This window comes from Roseomonas chloroacetimidivorans, assembly GCF_049629625.1.
Lineage (GTDB): Bacteria > Pseudomonadota > Alphaproteobacteria > Acetobacterales > Acetobacteraceae > Roseomonas > Roseomonas chloroacetimidivorans.
The window spans coordinates 1-14,468 of sequence record NZ_JBNBZS010000049.1; the positions used below are offsets into that span (position 1 = coordinate 1).

The window sequence follows — 14,468 nt, forward strand, 5'->3', positions numbered from 1 at the left end:
CTCTGATGTCCGTCCCTTCAAGGGGTAGGCGCGCATCACCGTTCGCCGTGCAGGCGTTGTTTTCGAAGCAGAGGCGCTTGGGTGAGGAGGCGGGTAACGAGCGACGGTTGATCCAGCTCTGATGCGCGGGTTGGGTACCGCATGACCATGGTCGTCGCGGGGCTGCCTCTGTCTAGAGGCGGGGATCGGTACGAAGCCTCCCCGTAGTGTCCGTCGAGGGTTCCCCTGACCGTTTCCACCTCCTCGCCCAAGCGTCTCGTCTGTGCCGGTGTTCTCTCCCTTGCTGATCCTGCTGATGCTGTAGCCAAGAACCTCAAGCAGCCGCCGTAGGCGGCGCGACCATTCGACCAATGGCCCAAGCAAATCCCACTATCTCGCGCGCGATGGCCGTGACCACCACCTGCGGCCGCTTGCCTGCGGCCTGCAGGCGCCGGTACCGGGCGCAGAGGCGCACCTGTGCCTTCCAGGCAGTGTCGCGAACCTCCTGCGGCAGGCCTGCCAGGCGGGGCCTCATCTGCGCTGACACCCTGGCCGGCAGCCGGTAGGTCCAGGCGCCCTCGACGAGCATGCGGCGCGCGAGCGGGCTGCCGGCCTTGGTGATCGCACCCTGGCGGCGCTTGGCCCCGCTGGAATGCTCCAATGGCACGAGCCCGAGATAGGCCATGAGCTGGCGCGGGTTGTCGAAGCGTCGGAAGTCGCCGACCTCGGCCACCAGAGCCGAGGCGACGATCAGGGAGACGCCGCGCATGGCCTGCAGCGCCTCGACCACCGGCGCCATGCTCCAGCAGGGCACGAGGTCGCGGATGCGGCCGGTGAGCCGCTCGATGCGCGCTTCCAGCTCGTTCACCGCATCGAGGTATTCCTGGCAGGCGACCTGCTGGGCAGGGTGCGGAAGGGTCTGCTCCATCAGCCACTTGCGATGCGGCCAAGTCCAGCGCTTGCCGTCGTAGCTCCGTCCGTGCCGGAGCAGGAACCCCATCAGCCGCTGCCGTGCCTTGCGGAGCGCCTCCACCATGTCGGCCCGCGCCCTGACCAGGTCCCGCATAGCTTCGTGCTCTGGGTCGGGCACCCAGACCGGGGTCAGCTCGCCAGCCCGGTGTAGCCGGGCCAGTGCCGTCGCGTCCCGCCGGTCGGTCTTGATCCGCTCCCCGGGTTTGCGCGGGATCAGGCTCGGCGCGACCACAACACAGTCATGGCCGCGGTCGCGAAGGTGCCGGTACACCCCATAACCACATGGGCCGGCCTCATAGACGAAGCGCAGGGTCCGGCCACCCCGGCCAAGCCGGGCCACCAGCCTGTCCAGCGCTACCCGCTCGTTCGGGATCTCCCCCACGAACCGAACCTCGCCATCCCGGCCGGCCTCCGCGACACAAACGGCGATCGTCGCCTTGTGCACGTCCAGCCCGACAAAGGTGATAAGCTCTCCCACGGCCCGTCTCCTGTGCTGAGGCAAGGCGCCGGCCCACCCGGCGCAACCCTCGATCATCCTGCACAGTTCGAGGCGGGCCACCCCCGCCTCAGACGGACATCTGGTCTTCTGTAATGGGCCGTTCGGCGTCAATCCCTTTGTGGTGCCACGTCGCCGGATCCAGTCTTCTGTCCGTGGTCGGCGCTTTGGGCCGCCACATCATCCTGTCAGGGGGAACCGACGAGCCGATCTAGAGACGCGTGGTACTCGCCCGCAGGCAGGGCCACTTCCAAATGTGCGGCTTCGTCGCTTCCGCGTCCCGGCGACGGGACCTCAAGGGAGCAGGGCGCCCGAGCTGGCCCTCCTCCAAACGCGCGTGTTCTCCTCTCAGGCAGTGGTCGGGCCTGCTGCCTCCCGGCTCCAGCGGAACTCGGTGTCATCAACCCACATGCGGTGGAGCACGGTCGCGAGCTTTCTTGCCAAGGCAACCTTGGCGCGCCGCATGCCACGGCGTTTCGCCACCTCCATCGCCCAGTGCTTCAAGGCCGAGAACCGGGCTCGCCCGGTCAGTATGGCGTTGGCCGCCTCGTAGAGGGCAACCCGGACGGAGGCATCACCGACGCGGGTGATCGCGCCAGCAACATCCGTCTCGCCCGACTGGTACCTCTTCGGCGTCAGTCCAAAATGCGCCCCGACCGCCTTTGATCGTGTGAACCGCGCGGGATCGTCGACGCCGGTAATGAAGGTGATGGCCACGACGGCCCCGACCCCTGGTGCTGTCATCAACCGCCGGCAGACATGGTGGTCTCGCACGAGGGCAAGCAACTGCTTGTGCAAGGCAGCATACTCGGCGCGGAGCGCATCGCGCGCCCTGAGCATCGGGTCAGCCACCTGCCCTAGAAGAGTATGCCCGCTTACCAGCTCGCGCACGCGACCACCGAACTGGGCAGGGGTTGTCTTACCCACTTTGAGCCCGAACCCTCGCAGCATGCCGCGGATCGCAAGCTCCACATCGTGGAGCTTGCTCTGCAAGAGCTTCCGGCCTCCCAGTAAGGCACGGATCTCCTGTGCCGGGACTGACTTGCGATGCACCGGTCGGTACCAGCCCATGCGCAGGAGCTGTGCGATGCCGCGAGCATCCCGGCGGTCGGTCTTCACCGTCATGGCCGAGAGCGCCGCCTTCACATGGCGGGTCTCCAGCAGAACCGCCTCATGGCCGGCCGCGGCCAGGCCGGCGTGAAGCCATTGCGACAGCGGGCCAGCCTCCAGCCCCACACGTGCGAGCGGCAGGCCGAGTTGCGCGAGAAAGGCATTGAGCGCTTCAGGCTCACTCCGAACCTTCACCTCACGGACAATCCGACCTGTGGCATCCACCACGCACAGGCTGGAAAGCTCAAGCGAGACATCGATGCCGACGAAATAGTCCATCACCATCCTCCCTGGTGCCAAGGCCACCCGGCCCTAGCCAAACTTACAACCGAGAGAAGGACACCTCACCGCCTTGCTGCGGCCGGCCCATTACGGGATCTAGAACAACGCCGTTACAAGCTTTCGATCTGTGCCATGATCGCAGGAAGACGCCCCTCGTTCGGGGCCAGTCCACGTGCAGCAACTGTCCACCTCAGCGCAGCTGCACGATCTTGCAGAGCGATGCTGGCCCGCGCTGCGGCTATCATTGCTCCCACATCGTTCGGCAATTGTTTTAAGGCTTTCTCGGCCCATCGGAGACTTTCGCCCGGTCGCTGCGCCACCAACTCGATAGCGGCCAGCGTGCGCATGTAGGTAGCTCGACTTGGAATTAAGGCGTGTGCCCTCATCGCGATGTTCCTTGCATGATTCACGTCCCCACGCCTTAGGTACGCGACAGACGCATCATTGAGGAAATTGCCCAGTTCGCGGTCTGCAAATGCGCCAGCACCTCGGTGAACTAGCTCCATAGCTCCATCGAGGTCTCTGGACACAAGCCGGCGGGCAAGTCCGGCCATACGCACCGTCGAGGTTGAGCGCACTTGGCGCACAAGGCGCCGCACCTCTACTTCATCACGCTTCACACAGAGGTGGAGCAGATTGGATGTCAGCGCGGTACTAGCGAACATTCGAATGCATTCATGGCCAGTCGAAGGCAGGCCGATAAGCTTAACGCCTGAATTCGATTGCTGGATGGCCTTTGCACTCAGATCATCAAAACGGAGCGCGCTATCGTAGAAAATGAACGAGTTAAAAGGAGCATCACCCGGGCTAATTCGCATGCCTAGATGGAGTTCCCTCCGGAAAAACATCGTGAACTCGGAGCCTTGAATTCCGTCGTCTGGATCGATCGAATATTGCGGAGCGAAAGCTACCGCCGTGCCCGCATTCAAGGCCGCTCCGTACTTTAACGCGGCGTAGGCCCCCATGGAGGAACCATAGGTGACCACCTCCCTGTATCGGGCGATTCTGGGAAGGGACGCGTGAATCGCGGCCTTCATCGCTGACTGTGGATACCAGTTTTCGGTCTTCGCTACAAAACCAAGGATCGATATTTTTGCATTAGACGCGAATTTCTTGCCCCAAAAATCCAAGGGAGCAAGCTTAAAGCGAAAAGGCGCGAAGGTGATTAGAAGAAGTTTAGAGCCGTGCGGCTCATAGACGGCTTGGAGAAGATCGGAATCAAACACGATCTCAGGGCCGAAAACCGCCATTACCCCAACTTCCCTCACCCGCGCCCAAGTCTTCTAGAAGACTATACCCGGCTCATAAAGTACTAACTGACCGAAGGTACAGATAATTTATCAGAGAGGCGATGCGACCCGTCTCGGTAGTCGGCCTTGAAAAACCAGCAAGTGGACTTGCCCTAGAAAAGTGGAGAGCGGTTGCTGAACTATGCGGTGGCCTCGAAAGCACAAGGGCTCTGATAGCAAAGTGCTGAGTGCCATCGCCGTAGTCAGCGATACTGGCCATGTCAGGCTCTCGGCCGTGCCGGCCTGATGCGGCGGCCTAACCCGCCAGGAGCTAAAGCTCCTACACCACTGCCTGGGACACGACCGGGAACTTGACCCCGAACGCCTTCGCCAACCAGGCTTAACTAGTCGGCCTTGAACAACCAGCAACCTGTTGATCTGGGGCAGGAAAGCTCGGAATTTGGGGTGCTGGAATTGCAGGGTTTGGTTGGAATAAGCGGCAAAGCCTGCGATTCTGCCGGCCATGAAGCACCGTTCCCGCCCGGCTGAGCAGGACGACCTGCTACGCCCACGCCTGATCGACATGATCGATGGGCGGCACGAGCTGGTCCGGCTGGCAGCGCTGATCGACTGGTCCTGGTTCGAGCGGGAGTGGGCCGGGTTCTTCCCGGCTGGCGAGGGGCGGCCAGCCATCCATCCGCGCCTGGTCGCCGGGCTGATGTACTTGCAGCACGCCTACGGACTCTCTGATGAGGCCGTCCTCGCCCGCTGGGTGGAGAACCCGTACTTCCAGCACTTCACCGGCGAGACCTTCTTCCAGCACCGCGCCCCCATTCACCCCTCCTCTCTCAGCCGCTGGCGCGGCCGCATCGGCGAGGAGGGCGTGGAGTGGCTGCTGACCAAGACGATCGAGGCGGGCCGTGCCGCGGGGGCCGTGACGCCGCGCAGCCTGTCCGAGATCGCGGTGGACACGACGGTAATGGAGAAGGCCATCGCTCATCCGACCGACAGCCGCCTCTACGAGCGGGCCCGCCGCTCCCTGGTGGCGCTGGCCGGCAGGGCCGGGATCACCTTGCGCTAGACTTACAACCGCTTGGCCCCGCGCCTGGCCGCCCGGGTCGGGCGGCACGCCCATGCCCGCCAGTTCCGGCGCATGCGCAAGGCGCTACGCACGCTCAAGGGCTACACGGGGCGCGTCCTGCGCGACATCGGCCGCAAGCTCGGCGCCGTCCCCGAAGGGCGGCTGCGCACGCGGATCGAGCAACGCATCGCGCTCGTCACCCGCCTGCTGCGGCAGACGCCGAAAGCCCCGAACAAGATCTACGCCCTGCACGAGCCGGAGGTGGACTGCATCTCCAAGGGCAAGGCCAGGGTGCGCTACGAGTTCGGAACCAAGATCAGTATCGCCACTACGCTCGCCGGGGGCTTTGTCGTCGGCATGCGCTCCATGCCCGGCAATCCCTATGACGGCCATACCCTCGCCGACGCCCTCCAGCAGGTCGAGACCCTGACCAACCAGCGTCCCAGCCTCGCCGTGGTCGATCGCGGCTACCGCGGCCATGGCGCCGACGGCACCAAGGTACTCATCAGCGGTACACGGCGCGGCCTGACGCCGAGGCTGGCCAGGCTCCTCCGGCGCCGCAGCGCCATCGAGCCCGAGATCGGCCACATGAAGACCGATGGCCGTCTCGCCCGCTGTGCCCTCAAGGGCACCCTCGGCGATGCCCTCTTCGCCGTCCTCTGCGGCTGCGGCCACAACATCCGCAAGATCCTCGCCCACCTGAGGGCTTTCTTGGCCGCCATCCTCGCCAGTTTTATCCAAACTCAAGCCCAGGCGGCCGGCCCATTACGGCATCTAGAGCGTGTCCTCAGATGAGCCAGACGTAGGCTGCGGCAAGGTGGATGGCGGCGAGGAAGTTGCGTGCGGTCTTGTCGTAGCGCGTCGCGATGACGTGGAACTGCTTGAGCTTGGCAAAGAAGTTCTCGATCAGGTGCCGCGCCTTGTAGAGATGCCGATTGTAGTCCCGCTTCAGCTTTCGGTTCCCTTTTGGCGGGATGATGGCCGCCTTGCCGGCCGAGGCCAGGGGTTCCAACACGCGTGCGTCGGCATCGAAGGCCCGATCGGCGATCAGCGCATCGGCCGCCATATCGGGCAGCAACGCGTCAGCCCCGGCAAGATCATGGGCCTGGCCGCCGGTCAGAGCAAAGCCAATGGGATTGCCCAGCGCATCCACAAGAGCGTGGATCTTGGTGCTCAGGCCACCTTTGCTACGTCCGATGGCCTGCTCGCCGCCCTCTTTTTGGGCGCCCCCGCGGCGTGCTGGTGAGCACGCACGACCGTGCTGTCGAGCATTGCGTATTCCGTGTCCGCATCCGCCGCGAGATGCAGCAGCAGGCGCTCCCACACGCCGCCCCTGGCCCAGCGGCTGAAGCGTGTATGCACCGCCTTCCACGAACCAAACCGGTCCGGCAGGTCGCGCCAGGGAATACCCGCACGGTAGCGATAGAGCACCGCCTCGACGAACAGGTGGTTGTCGCGCGCCGTCATGCCGACATGGCCAACCCGGCCGGGCAGCAGGCCCTCGATCCGGGCCCACTGGTCGTCACGCAACGCGTATCGCCGTATTCGCCGGTCGCTCCACAGCTTGCCGGCACCTTATGAATCACCCCCGAACCGTTCTGGGAATCCCTCATCTGAGGACACACCCTAGCCTGAGAACTTACCTAGACCCCGGACCAGAGACGGGGGCGGGACCATTCAATCCACCCCGTCCCTTCCTCGCCAATCCTGGCCTCTCTGGCGCGAGAGTTGACAGAACCTCTCTGCCGCCGGCCAACGCCCAACATTCAGCGCCCACGAGCCCTTGACCATTATGGAGCATCGGAACCGGGCCAGCGGCCTCTTGACCGCCATAGGAGCTTCAATGCCTAACGGGTTGTACCATCTGTACCGCCCGCGGTTGTTGAGACACCGAGCTGGCCGCTGGCTGCATACATGAAGGATCGATTGAGCAGTGCATCCTCCTTACTTAAAAAACCTTTCTGTACCCAGCGCCATACATATGGCAACAGTCATCAACGACGTGCGTGCTGGCCGTCGCTCTGGGACAATCGCAGTCGTTGGAGACAGCAATCAAGCCGGTCACGGAGCCGGGTCTGGGGCGCGTGGTTTGAAAGACGCGCGATCGTTTGCACCACCGCGCCTATGCGCCGATTTCCTATGTGCCTATGGGATTCCGGCCCAAGAAGTTGGCGTGTTTGGTGCGGCGGGAACCGGAAGCGAGTACTACAACTATGATCGGCGGGTCGTCATGGAAGATGGCTGGTCAGCCGGTAGCTCAGGTCCGGGCGGAGGCTACTTTCAGAACAGCTCTACGAAACACCCCTTGCTGTTCAATTCAGACATTCCCTTTGACACGCTGACTATCTGGCACACTCAAGACGTTACGAACGGGGACTTTCAGCTTGACTGGGGATGTCCGGCGGAAGCCTTAACGTTCTCAACACGCGGCGATCGCGCCATGATAAAACAGACTATCTCACTACCTATCGAGATCCACAACATTAGAATTCAACGCTGCGATCAGACAGGAATTGTGGGGATACTGGGGTGGACCACTCAAGAGAGACATAAAGCCAAATTTGATATATGGAATCTTGGAATCTGTGGCGCTCGGATAGCTACCGCGAACCTAGAAACTCATCCGTGGTCTCCGAGGAGGGCTGTCACTGCCATGAAGCCAGATATAGTAATACTTGACCTTGGGACTAACGATATGGTTAATACGTCACTGGATGAGTTTAAATTACAAAATGCACAAGTAATCGAAGCGCACAGACAGACCTCTGATATTATTCTGTGCACGCCTATTGCACGTAAAGCAGATTTGGTCCCTGAAGAGTTGCAGGTCAAATATGCTGACGCAATAAGAGAAATTGCTTCAGATGAAGGTCTTCCGCTGCTAGATATAAGAAGATATTTTGGCGACTATCAATTTGCCGCGAAAAATCGATTGTACTTTGACGCTACTCATTTGAACCGAAGGGGACATGCCCTCAAGGGCCGATTAATTGCCCACGCTCTCCAATCGATCTCACAAATAATGGAGTAATAATTAATCCTGATTCTATCTCGGCTAAAAGATCATCTTTTTCTGTGTCATTTTGCCAAGCATTTCGCGGAATTGGGTCGTTTCTCACCGCTTTGAAGACATCTCGATTTTTTGTGACTTCATCGTTGTTTCGGTAAGAAGCGACATCAAGCGTATGAACGCCTCCGTCAATCATCACATTAGCTTTAATGTAATTGCCATCTTCTTTCGGAACTTTAACGGTTCCAAAACCGCTCCCACGCAAACGCGTGGACCACTCACCATCTTCTACACCATATCCCTTGAATCGCGTATCGAAATATCCCACGGTGTCTAACGCGCACATCGAAACGACCGAACATTGGGACGTGATCCCTATGCACGCATAGGGATCTTCAACAGTTCCGGAGCCTGCAATGATTTGATCTCGCATTTTCGGGTGGGCGTAAGTGCTATAGCCTGACTTCCGCGCGGCTTCGAGCCAATGTTGCTCCCATCCAAAAGTGTTCGGAAGCGTATCATCCTCGAGAATTATAATATTTTCTGCGCCAGCGTAGTTCCGAAGCGTGTACAAGGCCCTATTCTTGTTCCAAGCTATGCCTTTATTGATCCGCCCAACGACCGGAACTTTTTTTTTGATAACGTATTCGACGGTCCCATCACTGCTTCCGTCATCAGCGACCATCAAACAATATGGGTGCGCTGTATTTCTTAAAACCGCGTCAATGACCTCGCGGAGGCGCTCTATGCGGTTGTACGTTACAATTCCAATCCCAAGCATAAGCACCTTCTTTGTTCGGCTCAATCGCTGGTACAAGCCAAGGCTCAGACTACTATAAATGTTGCCTCAGGGCAAAGGCCGAACGGGTTATCGGTCGCACGCATCGGTGGACCGCTTCTACGGGGTCAGGTCAGCCTCACCTGCCCCTCGTCCTGCACGCTGACAACGGCAGCCCGATGAAGGGCGCCACCATGAAGGCCACCCTCGAGCGCCTCGGCGTCATCGCCTCCTACAGCTGGCCGCGCGTCAGCGACGACAACCCGTTCTCCGAAGCGCACCTGCAAGTACAGACCAGACTGGCCGACATCGGGGCTCGCCACTCCGGTCTCTCGGACCATGATCGTGTAAGCAGCCAGTGTGTAGGGACAAAGACGACATCGGGGAGGACGGCTATGGGCGGTATTATGCTCACGTCCGCAATTCCCTTCATGGTGGGACGCCTTCGCTCAAGACGGGCCGTGCCGACCGATGACTGAAATTCCGTGGCCGCAACAGTACCGCCGAGAGTCTGCTTCCCACCCCTCTCAGCCTCTGTCAGTGGTCCGAACGATCCTTCGGGCGGTGCGGGACAGCACCATGCGGTCGTGGACCAAGCCCAGGACCTCGACCACGCTATCCGCGGCCAAGCGGTAGATAACGAGGTGCCGAGGACTGGCGACGCGCCGCGCAGGCTCGACGCGCTGTCTGGCGAGGCGGGTCGGGTAAGCGCAGATACCCAGGAGGCGGGGCACTTCGACGGAGCCAATCAAATGCGGCTCCTCGCCCAGGGCGGCCATGACGGTCAGGATCAGTTGGCCATATCGACCTGCTGCCTCCAGACCATGATCGCGGGCGCTGTCGAGGAGGAGGGCGTCAATCTGGTCTTCTGCCGTCCTGGTGAGACGATAGGCCACTACCCGCCGGAGGGCAGGCGGGAGCGGAGCCTCGTCATCATGTCGTCCCGCAACCGGCGCTCGTCGTCCGGACCGGTCACCGTCCGGTAGCGACCGGCCTCGATGTCGGCCGAGCCATTCTGGACAGCCCGCTGGACCTCGTCCTCCTCCGCGCTGGTCTCGGCGACCAGGCGCATGACGGCCTCCTCCAGGAACGCCGTCGGGCTGCTGGCCCTGCCCTCGGCGACCTGCCGCTCAATCACGCGCTGTAGCTCGTCAGATAGCTGGACCACGCCCATGCGGAACCTCCAGAGAGCAGCATAGCGTCCGCTCTGGGAAATGTCGCCCGTTTCGGGTGGACCGCTTCCGCTCCCGGGCCTGCCCTGGTCAGTCCTCCACCCTGAGAGGTCATCTACCAGGGCGGTTAGTATGAGGCCGCAGTGTGCAGCGCTAGATGCGACGTCGCTCTCGGCGAGCCCCGCTCCCAGGGGTCCACCGGGTGTCTCGCCGCCCCCTTCCTCCCCCTAATGGGGTCGGGGGCGGCTCGGCCCCCCGTGGACTCTGGGGACGGGGTGGCGCGCGGGTGGGCTTGGAAGGAAATGGGTCAGACGGATAGGTGGCCCGTGTCCTGTACTGGATGCGTCCGCTGACGGCGTCGGCGACGTGCCTCGCGTTGCTCTTCCAACCGTGCCTTATCGATCTCTGGAGCATAGAATTGGCGGATACCTCGGGCGGTCGGCGTCCAGCCGAGAATGCGGCACCGCTCCGGCCGAAGCCCCCGCGCCTCGACGTCGGCGCGCGTCAGCCACGTCGTAGGGAGGTATGGCTCCGCTCCGCGTGGCAGGGCCACCCCGCGACCCGTCGATTCCGCCTGCGCCACCAGCTCCGCCGTCTCAGCCTTCAGAGCTTCTTCCCGCCGCAGGGTGCGCCTGCGGCGCTGCTCCTCCCGGTGCTCCAGCACCGGGGCGACAAAAACCTCACGCGCGGTCTCGATGCGGCGGTCGCGCAAGGCCTGCTCCCATAGGTCACCAGGGCACGGCCGCCGGTCGGGGTCACGGCGTATGACCGGCAACTCCTTCTCTTGCGTTGCCAGAGACAGGGTCCCGCGCTCTAGGATCTGTCGGCGGACCGTGATCCGGTCCCACCCCTCCAGGGGGAAAGCTGAGGATAGGTACTCGGCCGTCCCGTGGAAGTCGCGCGCTTCGGTAACCTGCCGCCCCATAGCTTCATTGCGAGCCTCCTGGGCGGCCCGTGACGCCGCCACTCGCTCGGCCGCCGGGCCTTCTAGCCTTAGTTCGACGCTCCAGGCGCCGCGCCGGTCACCGCCAGCCACGAAGATGTCGAGTTGAAGTCCCTCGTCCAGCAGGGGAGCTAGATCGGCGAGGCCACGCTCGATGTGACCAAGCATCCATCGGCCCCGACTCTGATCCGGGTCGGCGATAAGGCCGAGGAGGTCCCATGCCTCAGCCTCGGACCGCTCCAGCCACAGCGAAATCGCATTGCTGTCGGCCCGATTATGAGGATCCCGCTGAGGCCGCAGCCGCACGCCCTGCTGGAGGGCCTCCGCGAGGGCAGGGAGGTCGTAGAACTGGAGGCCAGCGGCGACCGTTCTGATCTCGCGGGTGATGGTGCGGCTCACCTGCTGGCCACTCCCGCAGACTTGCTGCCCGCTTTCTTGGGCGCTGCAGGCACATCACCCGCCTGCTGCTCAACGTCGCTCGTGACGGGGCGCCGGAGGGTCTCTTCCAGCATGATGGCTCGTGCGTCAGCTGCCGCCGCCCTGGCTTCGGCAGCTGACGCACGGGCTTCAGCTGCACTGGCTTGCGCCTCTGCTGAACTGGCACGCGACACCAACTCTTCGATGTGCCGAGAAGCCTCCGCGCGTTCGTGCCGCAGGCGATCAACGTCTGCCAGGGCTGATTTTAGTTCAGTTTTCGCAGCAGTGGCGTCCTGCGCAGCGGCTAGCTTCGACTCCGTCGCAGCCTCTGCTTTTACCGCAGCATCCTGCAACTGCTGGCGGAGCCGAGCAGCTTCTTCTTCGGCGTTCTGCGTGCGTACTGCAGCGACGGCAGCCGCCTGTTGGGCCTCCTGCACGGCTCTCTCGAAGCCGCTGAGCTGCGCTTTTAACGCGCTCACCTCACCCGTGAGGGTCCTTCTGTCAGTCTCTAGCTTGCGGATGTCGGACTGCAGCGCGGCGTTCTCGCGTCCGGCGGCGGTGAGATTGTCACGCAGGTCTGCTACCTGCTGCTCAAGTGTTCGCGTCGCTGCATCAGTTGCCTCGATAGAGTCCTCGGCTTCCTTCAGCTTCGCCTTATTCTCTGCGCGCTCTTTCGTTAGGCGCTCGAAGTCCTCGTGATATCGCTTTTTCAGGTCGTTCTCGACGTACCTGAAGGTCTGGACAATCAGTCCGTTGACATTGGCTGACAGAGCTTCTTGCAGTTGCGCCGCCATCTCGGCGACGCCGGGCGGCAGAGTGACCTCAGCCTCGCCGGCGTCCTGAGGCGCCGCATGGCGCTGCGTCTCTGCGTGCTTTGCCCAAACAGCATCAAGCCGAGCCGGTCTGCCGCGGTCGCCAACCATGCGGCGCAAAGACCAGCCATTTACCGGCTTGCCCGCGTCGAGGAGCTTTTGACCAGCCTCGATGATCTCGACCTCCGAGACCTCTGCTCTACGCCCGTTGCTCCGCCTCTCAACAGCGTCGCTCATCCCCTCCTGCCCTCTCTATCTGTCGGCCAATCGTAAGCTGACAGTAGCATGGTTTGTTTGTTATGTCAACAACAAACAAACAAACAAAACATGGGAAGAAGTTGGTAGGCACTTCGGGCAGGAGCGCAGCCCGTCCCGCTAGGGCTTGCCCCTGTGGGACAGCAGGCATGAGCCAAGCTCGCGTCCGATAAGGATAGGTTTATGGTTTTTGGGACAAAATCCGACTAGGATCTAAGGGCCACACCGGACGGATCGTTGTTCCGGGGCTGAGTAGGGAGTGCAGCGATGCTGGTCGGTTATGCGAGAACCTCAACGTCGGACCAAGTTGCAGGCTTGGAAGCGCAGGTCCGCGACCTGCGGGGTGCAGGCTGCGATGAAGTGTTCGACGAGCAGGTGTCGGCTACAGCGCAGGTCCGACCTCGCCTCGATGCGGCTGTTCAGTTCGTCCGCAAGGGCGATGTGTTGGTCGTCACGAAGCCGGACCGCCTGGCGCGATCAGTTGCCGACCTCCTAGCTATTGTGGCGAGGCTGGAAGCGAAAGCTGTTGGCCTCCGGATCCTCAGCATGGGCGGTGCGGAGGTTCAGACCAACACGCCGACGGGAAAGCTGATGCTTACGATGCTTTCTGCGGTCGCCGAATTCGAGAAAGCCCTAATGCTAGAGCGGCAAAGGGAGGGCATTGCCAAGGCGAAGCGAGAAGGGAAGTACCTCGGCCGAGCGCCGACGGTGATGCGCCAAGCTAAAGAAATTCTCCGCTTGAAAGCTGAGGGCGTGCGGCCGGCAGAGATCGCGCGCCAGCTCAATGTTGCTCGATCGAGCGTCTACCGAGTTTTGGAAATCGGCGCGGGCTAGTCCTGCTGCCCCGTGAAACACCCTCATCACCGCTGCTGAGGCATGAGGCGCTCTTCGAGTGCCCGTGCTTGGTCTGGGGGGACGCTTACAGACCATCCAAGACGGGGATCCACTGCCATAGGGGCTGAGGGCACTCGGATCGTGAGGGGGCGTCCTCCGGGTCCTGTCACTCGAACCGCTGATCCACCTGCTGCGAGCGCGCGGCAGTAGTCGGATTCGAACTTGATGGTGACTTGGCTATTCCGGTTTCCCTCCAGAGACGACGTCGATCCTGCGACCACGCCGAGAGTGAGAGGTGTTTCCGGTGATGGACCCGCACCAATCTTGGTTTCAGTATTCGCGCTGCTTTTCTCTATCGTTGTGAGAGTAAAGTTCACAGTCATCTCGCAAGGGCGCAGGCCAAAATCCGTGCCCTCGTGCTCCGCTGTATTCTTCGCAGCCGAGAGGGCAGTAATTGCTTCAGTCAGAGCCTCTTGAAGAGTAATGATGCGGGTCGGAACGACTTCCAACCGTGGAGCTTGGGCGCACCCTCCTGCCATCAGGGATGCCAAACTCGCGAGCAGAGTGGTGCGCATCGCCGTACGCTCCGTTCGGTATGGAACCATAACGGTCACATTCTGCTCCCTCGGTGACAAGCGTCAGTACGACCTGGTGTCGCCCGAGGAGGAGTGGACATGGCTCTGCCCCTCCCCCTTAGTCCAATGCAGACCCCGGTTGTTAAGCCCTCGGTCACCCTATAACATTATAATTTGAGTATACTGGTATACCGAAGGAAACCCCAATGGGTAGACAAAAGGCCTCCCATGCCGGGCGCATTGTCTTCAGCGTTCGGCTGCCGCCTGGCTTAGTCGCGGCCGTCCGGTTGGAGAGTGTGCTGTTTGATCGGGAGCAAATGGACATCGTGGAGGATGCCCTTCTGAAGGCGCTCTCTTCGCAGGCGATCCGGGAAGGTGAGGCGATAGCGGCGCGGGCTGCTGCCGAAGAGGCTGCCCGCGCCGCACGCGAGGCCGTGGGGCGACCGCTTGAGAAGGGGCGGCCCAGGGTGGCCAGACCGACCTAACAAGATCCTGGGCGGGGGGTGCGGCTGACCGTCCCAGA

General features: G+C 62.0%; 13 protein-coding genes and 2 pseudogenes. 6 read left to right on the forward strand and 9 right to left on the reverse strand.

The window, feature by feature from the left end:
• Nucleotides 1-313: 313 nt before the first annotated feature.
• The 3 genes from ACO1BU_RS25580 to ACO1BU_RS25590 all read right to left on the reverse strand — a co-directional run bounded on the left by ACO1BU_RS25580 (nucleotide 314) and on the right by ACO1BU_RS25590 (nucleotide 4,089).
• Nucleotides 314-1,429, reverse strand: coding sequence for an IS110 family RNA-guided transposase (locus tag ACO1BU_RS25580; protein WP_424138803.1), 1,116 nt, complete (start codon nucleotides 1,427-1,429; stop codon nucleotides 314-316).
• Nucleotides 1,430-1,795: 366 nt separating this feature from the next.
• On the reverse strand, nucleotides 1,796-2,836 hold the full coding sequence (locus tag ACO1BU_RS25585) for an IS110 family RNA-guided transposase (RefSeq protein WP_424138804.1): 1,041 nt from the start codon (nucleotides 2,834-2,836) through the stop codon (nucleotides 1,796-1,798).
• Nucleotides 2,837-2,949: 113 nt separating this feature from the next.
• Nucleotides 2,950-4,089 (reverse strand): tetratricopeptide repeat protein, encoded by a 1,140-nt coding sequence (locus ACO1BU_RS25590; RefSeq protein ID WP_424138805.1) that lies wholly within the window; start codon nucleotides 4,087-4,089, stop codon nucleotides 2,950-2,952.
• A 393-nt stretch (nucleotides 4,090-4,482) separates the two neighbouring features.
• Between ACO1BU_RS25590 and ACO1BU_RS25595 the strand changes: the two genes are divergently transcribed.
• Both ACO1BU_RS25595 and ACO1BU_RS25600 read left to right on the forward strand, forming a co-directional pair.
• Nucleotides 4,483-4,617, forward strand: a complete 135-nt coding sequence (locus ACO1BU_RS25595; protein ID WP_424138806.1) for a hypothetical protein — start codon at nucleotides 4,483-4,485, stop codon at nucleotides 4,615-4,617.
• Nucleotides 4,592-5,944, forward strand: a pseudogene (locus ACO1BU_RS25600) (IS5 family transposase). Before ACO1BU_RS25595 ends, ACO1BU_RS25600 begins: the two are co-directional and overlap by 26 nt.
• Here ACO1BU_RS25600 and ACO1BU_RS25605 read toward each other — a convergent pair.
• Nucleotides 5,937-6,694, reverse strand: a protein-coding gene (locus tag ACO1BU_RS25605; RefSeq protein ID WP_424138840.1) for an IS5 family transposase whose coding sequence is annotated in 2 segments (ribosomal slippage) — nucleotides 5,937-6,377 and nucleotides 6,380-6,694 — 756 coding nt in all. Because the reading frame shifts where the segments join, the coding sequence is not laid out codon by codon here. The pseudogene ACO1BU_RS25600 and the gene ACO1BU_RS25605 sit on opposite strands and share 8 nt — an antisense overlap.
• A gap of 436 nt (nucleotides 6,695-7,130) precedes the next feature.
• Here ACO1BU_RS25605 and ACO1BU_RS25610 point away from each other — a divergent pair.
• Nucleotides 7,131-8,180, forward strand: a complete 1,050-nt coding sequence (locus ACO1BU_RS25610; RefSeq protein ID WP_424138807.1) for an SGNH/GDSL hydrolase family protein — start codon at nucleotides 7,131-7,133, stop codon at nucleotides 8,178-8,180.
• Here the strand turns inward: ACO1BU_RS25610 and ACO1BU_RS25615 are convergent.
• Nucleotides 8,125-8,940, reverse strand: a complete 816-nt coding sequence (locus tag ACO1BU_RS25615; RefSeq protein ID WP_424138808.1) for a glycosyltransferase family 2 protein — start codon at nucleotides 8,938-8,940, stop codon at nucleotides 8,125-8,127. The two genes, ACO1BU_RS25610 and ACO1BU_RS25615, sit on opposite strands and share 56 nt — an antisense overlap.
• A 143-nt stretch (nucleotides 8,941-9,083) precedes the next feature.
• Here ACO1BU_RS25615 and ACO1BU_RS25620 point away from each other — a divergent pair.
• Nucleotides 9,084-9,258, forward strand: a pseudogene (locus ACO1BU_RS25620) (IS3 family transposase); the annotation flags it as partial.
• Between the two features lie 206 nt (nucleotides 9,259-9,464).
• Here ACO1BU_RS25620 and ACO1BU_RS25625 read toward each other — a convergent pair.
• The 4 genes from ACO1BU_RS25625 to ACO1BU_RS25640 form a co-directional block, all read right to left on the reverse strand.
• A complete protein-coding gene (locus tag ACO1BU_RS25625) occupies nucleotides 9,465-9,833 on the reverse strand; it encodes a type II toxin-antitoxin system RelE/ParE family toxin (RefSeq protein ID WP_424138809.1) in 369 nt (122 codons plus the stop codon).
• Entirely contained in the window at nucleotides 9,833-10,111 is a 279-nt protein-coding gene (locus ACO1BU_RS25630) for a hypothetical protein (protein ID WP_424138810.1), read from the reverse strand. Before ACO1BU_RS25630 ends, ACO1BU_RS25625 begins: the two co-directional genes overlap by 1 nt.
• 305 nt (nucleotides 10,112-10,416) lie before the next feature.
• Entirely contained in the window at nucleotides 10,417-11,451 is a 1,035-nt protein-coding gene (locus ACO1BU_RS25635; protein ID WP_424138811.1) for a hypothetical protein, read from the reverse strand.
• A complete protein-coding gene (locus ACO1BU_RS25640) occupies nucleotides 11,448-12,518 on the reverse strand; it encodes a coiled-coil domain-containing protein (protein WP_424138812.1) in 1,071 nt (356 codons plus the stop codon). The genes ACO1BU_RS25635 and ACO1BU_RS25640 overlap by 4 nt, the downstream gene beginning before the upstream one ends.
• A gap of 285 nt (nucleotides 12,519-12,803) precedes the next feature.
• Here ACO1BU_RS25640 and ACO1BU_RS25645 point away from each other — a divergent pair, with 285 nt between their 5' ends.
• Both ACO1BU_RS25645 and ACO1BU_RS25650 read left to right on the forward strand, forming a co-directional pair.
• Nucleotides 12,804-13,370, forward strand: a complete 567-nt coding sequence (locus tag ACO1BU_RS25645; protein WP_424138813.1) for a recombinase family protein — start codon at nucleotides 12,804-12,806, stop codon at nucleotides 13,368-13,370.
• A gap of 781 nt (nucleotides 13,371-14,151) precedes the next feature.
• Complete coding sequence (locus ACO1BU_RS25650) at nucleotides 14,152-14,430, forward strand: hypothetical protein (RefSeq protein ID WP_424138814.1); 279 nt, start codon at nucleotides 14,152-14,154, stop codon at nucleotides 14,428-14,430.
• Nucleotides 14,431-14,468: the final 38 nt, after the last annotated feature.